Origin of the sequence: Turicibacter sp. HGF1 (assembly GCF_000191865.1) — a bacterium.
Taxonomy (GTDB): Bacteria; Bacillota_I; Bacilli_A; order MOL361; family Turicibacteraceae; genus Turicibacter; species Turicibacter sanguinis.
In genome coordinates this window covers 1-7,064 of sequence record NZ_AEXQ01000105.1, presented here as the reverse complement: position 1 = coordinate 7,064, position 7,064 = coordinate 1, and the positions used below count along the sequence as shown (strand labels likewise).

Sequence of the window (7,064 nt, the reverse complement as noted above, 5' to 3'; positions counted from 1 at the left end):
TTTTTTATGAATCAGAACTCATCAATCTGAAGCTGTTTAAGAAAAAAACTCACCCATTTGGTGAGTCTGTGTTTAACTAGATAGGACATTTCAAGAGTGATTGAATACATTAATAGGGGATAAGCCAACATTTTTATAACGTTTTATCTCAAATGCCTATCCATGGATTGGCTTTAAGGTTTCATATGACGGCTGATATTTAAGACAATACCAATTGAAAGAAGTGTAATCGTTAAAGAAGAACCTCCATAACTCATAAAGGGTAAAGTGATTCCGGTAACTGGAATTAACCCAATGACAACTCCGATATTAATCATGACTTGGATAATCAGCATGGACATAATTCCAACAACGATATATTTCCCAAAAAGATCATCCGTTTTAAGGATAATGTAGGAGCATCTTGCAAAAAATAATATAAATAGTATAAGAGTTCCAACAGAACCAATAAATCCTAATTCTTCTGAAACAATAGCGAAAATAAAATCAGTTTGTGGCTCGGGTAGGTAGAAATACTTCTGAACACTATTTCCAAGACCCGTTCCGAATAATCCACCTGGTGCAATGGCATAAAGTGATTGGATAATTTGGAATCCAGATCCAATAGGGTCGCTCCATGGATCAAGGTAGGCGGTAATACGTTGAAGACGATAAGGTGCAGAGATAATTAAAACGACAATCCCAGCAATACCTGTTAAGATGAAGTAGACAAAGTATCGAATGGGAACCCCACAGATAAATAGCATGACAAAACCTGTGGCAACAATAACCATCCCGCTTCCGAAGTCTGGTTGTAACATGATGACTCCAAAGACTAAAAGAATTAAAAATAAGAGTGGAATAACGCCTTTTTTAAATGTTTTAGCATCTTCGACATAGTTGCTCATATAACGTGCTAAAAAGACGATTAATCCTAGCTTCATGAATTCAGAAGGTTGAAGTGAAAAAGCTCCAATTCCAATCCAACTTCTTGCTCCCCCACGAACTAAACCAATACCTGGAACTAATACTAGAATAAGTAAGACCAAACTCACTAGAAAGAAAGGGGTGGCATACTTTTTATAAATTTGATAATCAATTCTTGAAACAGCAATCATCCCAATGACCCCGATTGAAGCAAATAGGAATTGACGTTTAAAGAAATAAAAGGCGTCATCAAATTTATATTCAGCCCAGATATAAGAGGAAGATAGGACAAAGATTAATCCAATAGTTGTAATACTGAGTGCTAATAGGAGTGTTAGCAAATCAATTGAAGACTGTTTATTTTTCATTAGAACTCCCCTTTTTTTATTTAAAATCTATAATAAAATATATGAGGTGAGTTGATAAACTTTCATTAGATAGAATAAAAAATTAAATTTTTATTTAAAATGACAGGCAGATATTTTGGAAATAATGAGAGATGAGTCAAATTTAGATAATATTTAGACTTATTTTAATTTAATCTAACGGAATTTGTTTAAAGTATGTTAAAATATAAAATGAAAAAAAAGACTAATTATAGTCTAATAAGGAGTGGTATTATGCGCATCCTTGTGACTGGTGGTGGGACTGGTGGACATATCTACCCAGCACTTGCAATGGTTAGAGCACTTCAACAATTAGATAATCAAGTAGAAGTACTATATATTGGAACTGAAAATGGACTAGAAAAAGAGATTGTAACTCATGAAGGGATTCCATTTAAACATATTGAAATATCTGGATTTAAACGATCGTTATCTTTGGATAACCTTAAAACAATCTTTAAATTTTTTAAATCAGTATCGGTCTCAAAACAGTATATTAAAGAATTCAATCCTGATGTGGTGATTGGAACTGGTGGATATGTTTGTGGACCTGTTGTATATGGAGCTGCAAAACTTAAAATTCCAACGATTATACATGAACAAAATAGTTTACCAGGGGTAACGAATAAGTTTTTAGCTCGGTATGTCAATAAAGTAGGTATTTGTTTTGAGGAGGCGAGACCTTATTTTCCAGCAGAAAAAGTTGTTTTAACTGGAAATCCACGTGCCTCTGAAGTCGTGAAAACAATGAAAATTGGTAAAGGTGCATTAGGGTTAAATCCTCATAAGAAAACTGTTATGATTAGTGGAGGAAGTCGTGGCGCTGAACCTATTAATGAGGCTGTTGTATCAATGATTCAAAAATATGAAAAGGCTGATTATGAAGTTGTGTTTGTGACAGGAAATAAACATTATGACAGTATTAAAAATCAAATTGAGAACGTTGATTCTTTAAAAAATGTACACATTTTACCATTTATTAATAATATGCCTCAATATTTAGTGAGTGTTGATTTATTTGTGGGAAGATCAGGAGCAACTTTCTTGTCAGAAATCACCGCACTAGGCGTACCAAGTATATTAATTCCTTCGCCATATGTCACAGCAAACCATCAAGAGTATAATGCAAGAAGTGTAACGGATCATGGTGGGGGCGTTTTAATTTTAGAAAAAGATTTGACAGGTGAAAAGTTATATCAGGAAATTGAACGCATTATGCAAAATAGTGAACTTCGTTATCAAATGCAAAACACCTCAAAACAACTAGGTATTCCAGATGCAGCACAACGTATGATTACAGTTATGAACGAAATTATTGAGAAAAAGTAGGTGTTTTAAATGTTTAAGAGTTTTATAGAGGAGTATAAAGGGAAGAATATTGGTTTATTATTAGAAAATGAGCCATTGTCAAAACATACGACTTTTCGTGTAGGAGGTCCTGCACGTTGCTTAGTGATACCAAACTCTAAACAATCATTGGTTGAAACGATGAAATTAATTAACAAATATGAATTACCTTTTAAAGTCATTGGAAGAGGGTCTAATTTATTACCTTCAGATCGTTTATTTGAAGGAATTATTGTTAAATGTGATAAAGGATTAGATCACGTTGAAATTGATGGAACACAAGTGACCGTAGGCGCTGGTGTTTCGACTATTTTATTAGCGAATAAAGTAGCAAAATGTGAACTAGCAGGGTTAGAGTTTATCTCAGGGGTACCAGGGTCAGTCGGTGGAGCGATTTATATGAACGCAGGTGCATATAATCGTGAAATTCAAGATGTTTTGGTTAAAGCGTTAATTTTAGATGAAGCGGGAGAATTAAAGTGGTTAACGGTTGAGGAAATGGGGTTTTCATATCGTCAATCTATTCTGCAGACTCATAAAAATTGGATTGTTGTAGAAGCAGTCTTACAGTTAGAGAAGGGTTCATATGAAGAGATTATGGAACTAATGAAGGCAAGAAAAGTAAGACGAATCGAATCACAACCAACAAACCTACCATCGGCAGGAAGTACTTTTAGAAATCCACTGCCTCATTATTCATGGCAGTTAATTGAAAGGTCAGGATTACGAGGAGTTCGTATCGGTGGAGCAGAAGTTTCACAGAAACATTGTAATTTCATTGTCAATGTAGGTGGGGCGACTGCGACAGATATTTATGAATTAATCCAACATGTTCAAGCAGTCGTATTTGAAAAGCATGGTATACAATTGCACCCAGAAGTTGAGATGTTTAACTGGTAGGTGGAGAGATGGAAAAAGGGAAGGTTGTTGAATTTTCAAGAATTAAAAATCAAAAGGTGAATAAGCCGAAAAAAAGACTAAAAAAGAAGATTAAAGGCTTCTTTTTTAGTCTATTTATTATGATGGTGATTGGAGGAATGTTTTATTTTGCATCACCAGTTAGTCGATTATCGGTTATTTATTTTAACGGATTAAATTATGTCAAGCGTTCTGAGTTACTTGAAATGACACAGTTAAATTATGATGAGTTATTTTTGAGTTTGGATTTGAAAGACATTCAAAACACGATTCAATCACATCCATTGATTAAAGAAGTTAACGTGACGAGAGATGGATTGAATCGATTAAAGATTGATGTAACGGAAAAAGATATTGTTGGATGTGCGCAAATCAATAATCAATTTGAATTTGTTTTAAGTGATGGTCAAACGATTCAAAATCAGTATAATCTCAAAGCGCAGTGTGAAGGGCTGATGATTTATGGATTACCTGATTATGAAGAAAATCAATCTGTGTTAAAATTGTTCGTTAAATCGTTGATGAAGGTTGATCTTGTTTTTCGTAATATTATAAAAGAGATTCATTATAGCCCTTTATATGGAGATAATAATAGATTTTCATTATTTTTAATGGATGGGAATACGATTATTGTTAATAGTTATACCATGGTGAACAAGTTAAAATACTATCAAACGATGGCAGATAAAGTCCAAAGTCTGAATGGGGAAGTAAAAGGCATTTATCACTTAGATGTTGGGGATCATTTTGAACCTTATGAAAAGATGTCGATTGATGCTAAAAATGAGGGAGAAATGTCGTAAAAACAATTCATTTGGCAGGTTTTTTCCAGTGTCTAATTTAAATAGAGTTTCGCTAGATAGATAACCATTATTATCAGGGGGATATTTGTCAAATAGTCTTTTCATTGGGTGAAAAATATAGTAAAATAAAATATGATATTGTGGTAATAATACCATATGTTAGTGGAGTGGTTTGAGGTGAAAAATAATATTTATGCTTGCTTAGAAATAGGGTCCTCGGAAGCTAGAATTTTAGTCTGTAATATAAGACAAGAACGTCTTTATGTCCTATCGCAACAAGAAATTCTAGCTGAAGGAATTGAAAATGGAAATGTCATTAATGTGAATCAAATCGTTGAAATACTTAAAAATTTAAAAGAGAAGGTTGAAAAAGATCTTCATCAAGAAATTCAAAGTGTATTATTAGCGATACCAAGTGTAGATGTTAATATTGAAAATATAACAACTACGTTATCAGTTGAGGCTAATAAACCAATTAGTCCCGCTAATGTTAAGCAGTTATTCCGTAATGTTATTAATCAACCAACATATCGTGATCAAGTAGTTGTTAACATTATTCCTCGTTCATTTATTGTGGATGAAAAAAATGCTATACAAAACCCACTAGGTATTATTGGTAATCAAGTTTCGTTAAGTGCTCAAAAAATGACTGCCTCATCTTCATTAGTTTATAATTTAATTAATGTCGTTGAATTGGCTGGATTTAGAATTTCTGATATTGTGTTAGGGAGTGTAGCAGAAATGATGTATGTTGCTACGCCCGAACAATTATATAAAGGGGTATGTCACGTAAATATTGGAAAATCAACCACAACAATTACTGTTTCTCAAGGTGGTAAGGTCTTATCATCTGTTTCTTTATCTATTGGTGGAGAGCATGTCACAGAAGAGATTAGTGAAGCATTTCAAATTGAAAAGAGTGAAGCTGAGTTATTAAAGGTGAATTTTGCTCGTATTAATTACGATGATATGATTCCAGAAATTATTTACACAGCTGAAGGTAATGGGGAGTTTATTTGCATCACTAGACAAATGTTATCGGATGTTGTGACGTCTCGATATGAAGATATTTTAAAGCTAGTTAAACAGTATTTGACCGAAAATGGTTACAAGCATGAAGATATTAAATATATCTTTACAGGTGGTGCAGTTGAGCTTGAAGGGTTGAATATTTTGGGGAAATTTGTATTTGCACAAGATATTCATATTTTTAGACCTTCAATGTTAGGTGTTAGACAGGCTAAATATGCAAAATTAGTCGGAATGGCTACATTTAATCATGAAATAGCGTTGTTGACATCGCAAAAAAGTAATATAATTAATTTTGATGCTTACTCTGATGCGAGAGGTATCAATCTTATGCACGAATCACGACAGGAAACAGAAAAAAAGGTTTCAGTTAAAACAAACAATCAAGATAAGTCATATATGGATCATAAGTTGGAAAATAGTGGTGTATTAGTCCGATTATTTGATATGATATTTGACGAAAAAGCAGAATAGAAGTAGAAAGTTATGAGGAGGTTTCAGGGATGGAAGGTTTCGGATTTGGAAATGAGTTTACATATGCCCCTAGAATTATTGTAGTAGGTGTTGGTGGCGGAGGAAGTAATGCTGTCAACCGTATGATTGAAAATGATGTACAAGGTGTTGAATTTGTTGTTGTTAATACTGATGCACAAGCATTAAATCTTGCCATCGCTGATCGTAAATTTCAAATTGGTCGTGATTTAACTCGAGGATTAGGTGCAGGTGGAAATCCAGAGGTTGGTAAACATGCCGCTGAGGAAAACTTAAGCGAAATTAAGGAATTAGTAAAAGGTGCAGACATGGTCTTCATTACTTGTGGTATGGGTGGTGGAACCGGAACAGGTGCTGCTCCAGTTATTGCAAAAGCCGCAAAAGAGAGTGGAGCATTAACAGTTGGGATTATTACACGTCCATTTACATTTGAAGGAAAACGCCGTACTGATTTTGCATTACGAGGGATTGCAGAGTTAAAGGCTAATGTGGATACATTAATTTCAGTTCCAAATGATCGATTATTACAAATCGTTGATCGTACGACGCCGATGTTAGAAGCGTTCCGTGAAGCGGATAATATCTTACGCCAAGGTGTTCAAGGGATTTCAGAAATTATTGCAGTGCCTGGTTTAATTAACTTAGACTTTGCCGATGTTAAAACAGTTATGCATAATAAAGGTTCAGCCATTATGGGAATCGGTTATGGTACAGGAGAAAATCGCGCAACAGAAGCTGCGAAAAAGGCAATTGCTAGTCCATTATTAGAAAATGACATTGATGGAGCAACTGATGCTATTATTAATATTTCTGGTGGGATGGATATTGCATTATTCGAAGTTGATGAAGCATTACGTACGATTCGTGAAGCTTCAACGACTGAAATCAATATTATCTATGGAGCGACAATTAATCCAGATTTAGGAGATGAATTAATTGTGACAGTTATTGCAACTGGATTTGATGAAACAAATGCAGCAGGTAAACCAGTTGAAATGTTGATTGGAGATAATCGTAACAAGAAAGTAGTAGCTTCAACAGAAGAGCAAGAGGTTCAACCTGCCGAACAATCAAAACCAGCTCAACCAGCTAAGCGTCAACCATTTGGTGGAGAAAGTGTTGAGATGATTCCAAACTGGTTAATGAATCGATATAAATAAGAGAGAGTAATCTCTCTTTTTTT

At 34.2% G+C, this 7,064-nt stretch carries 6 protein-coding genes; 5 read left to right on the top strand and 1 reads right to left on the bottom strand.

Annotated features, from left to right (window positions below; all coding sequences use genetic code 11):
* Nucleotides 1-173: 173 nt before the first annotated feature.
* Nucleotides 174-1,274, bottom strand: coding sequence for a stage V sporulation protein E (spoVE, locus tag HMPREF9402_RS10550; protein WP_009607330.1), 1,101 nt, complete (start codon nucleotides 1,272-1,274; stop codon nucleotides 174-176).
* 252 nt (nucleotides 1,275-1,526) lie between these two features.
* Here spoVE and murG point away from each other — a divergent pair, with 252 nt between their 5' ends.
* From murG to ftsZ, 5 genes are all read left to right on the top strand, one after another.
* Entirely contained in the window at nucleotides 1,527-2,621 is a 1,095-nt protein-coding gene (gene murG, locus HMPREF9402_RS10545) for an undecaprenyldiphospho-muramoylpentapeptide beta-N-acetylglucosaminyltransferase (RefSeq protein ID WP_009607329.1), read from the top strand.
* A gap of 9 nt (nucleotides 2,622-2,630) precedes the next feature.
* Nucleotides 2,631-3,539, top strand: coding sequence for a UDP-N-acetylmuramate dehydrogenase (murB, locus tag HMPREF9402_RS10540; protein ID WP_009607328.1), 909 nt, complete (start codon nucleotides 2,631-2,633; stop codon nucleotides 3,537-3,539).
* 8 nt (nucleotides 3,540-3,547) lie between these two features.
* Nucleotides 3,548-4,360 carry a cell division protein FtsQ/DivIB gene (locus HMPREF9402_RS10535; protein WP_006785440.1) on the top strand — a complete coding sequence of 271 codons (813 nt, stop codon included), beginning with the start codon at nucleotides 3,548-3,550 and terminating at the stop codon, nucleotides 4,358-4,360.
* A 177-nt stretch (nucleotides 4,361-4,537) separates the two neighbouring features.
* Nucleotides 4,538-5,863 (top strand): cell division protein FtsA, encoded by a 1,326-nt coding sequence (gene ftsA, locus HMPREF9402_RS10530; protein WP_237701289.1) that lies wholly within the window; start codon nucleotides 4,538-4,540, stop codon nucleotides 5,861-5,863.
* Nucleotides 5,864-5,892: 29 nt separating this feature from the next.
* The gene (gene ftsZ, locus HMPREF9402_RS10525; RefSeq protein ID WP_006785442.1) at nucleotides 5,893-7,041 is read left to right on the top strand and encodes a cell division protein FtsZ; all 1,149 of its coding nucleotides are present in this window, start codon (nucleotides 5,893-5,895) and stop codon (nucleotides 7,039-7,041) included.
* The last annotated feature ends 23 nt before the right edge of the window (nucleotides 7,042-7,064 follow it).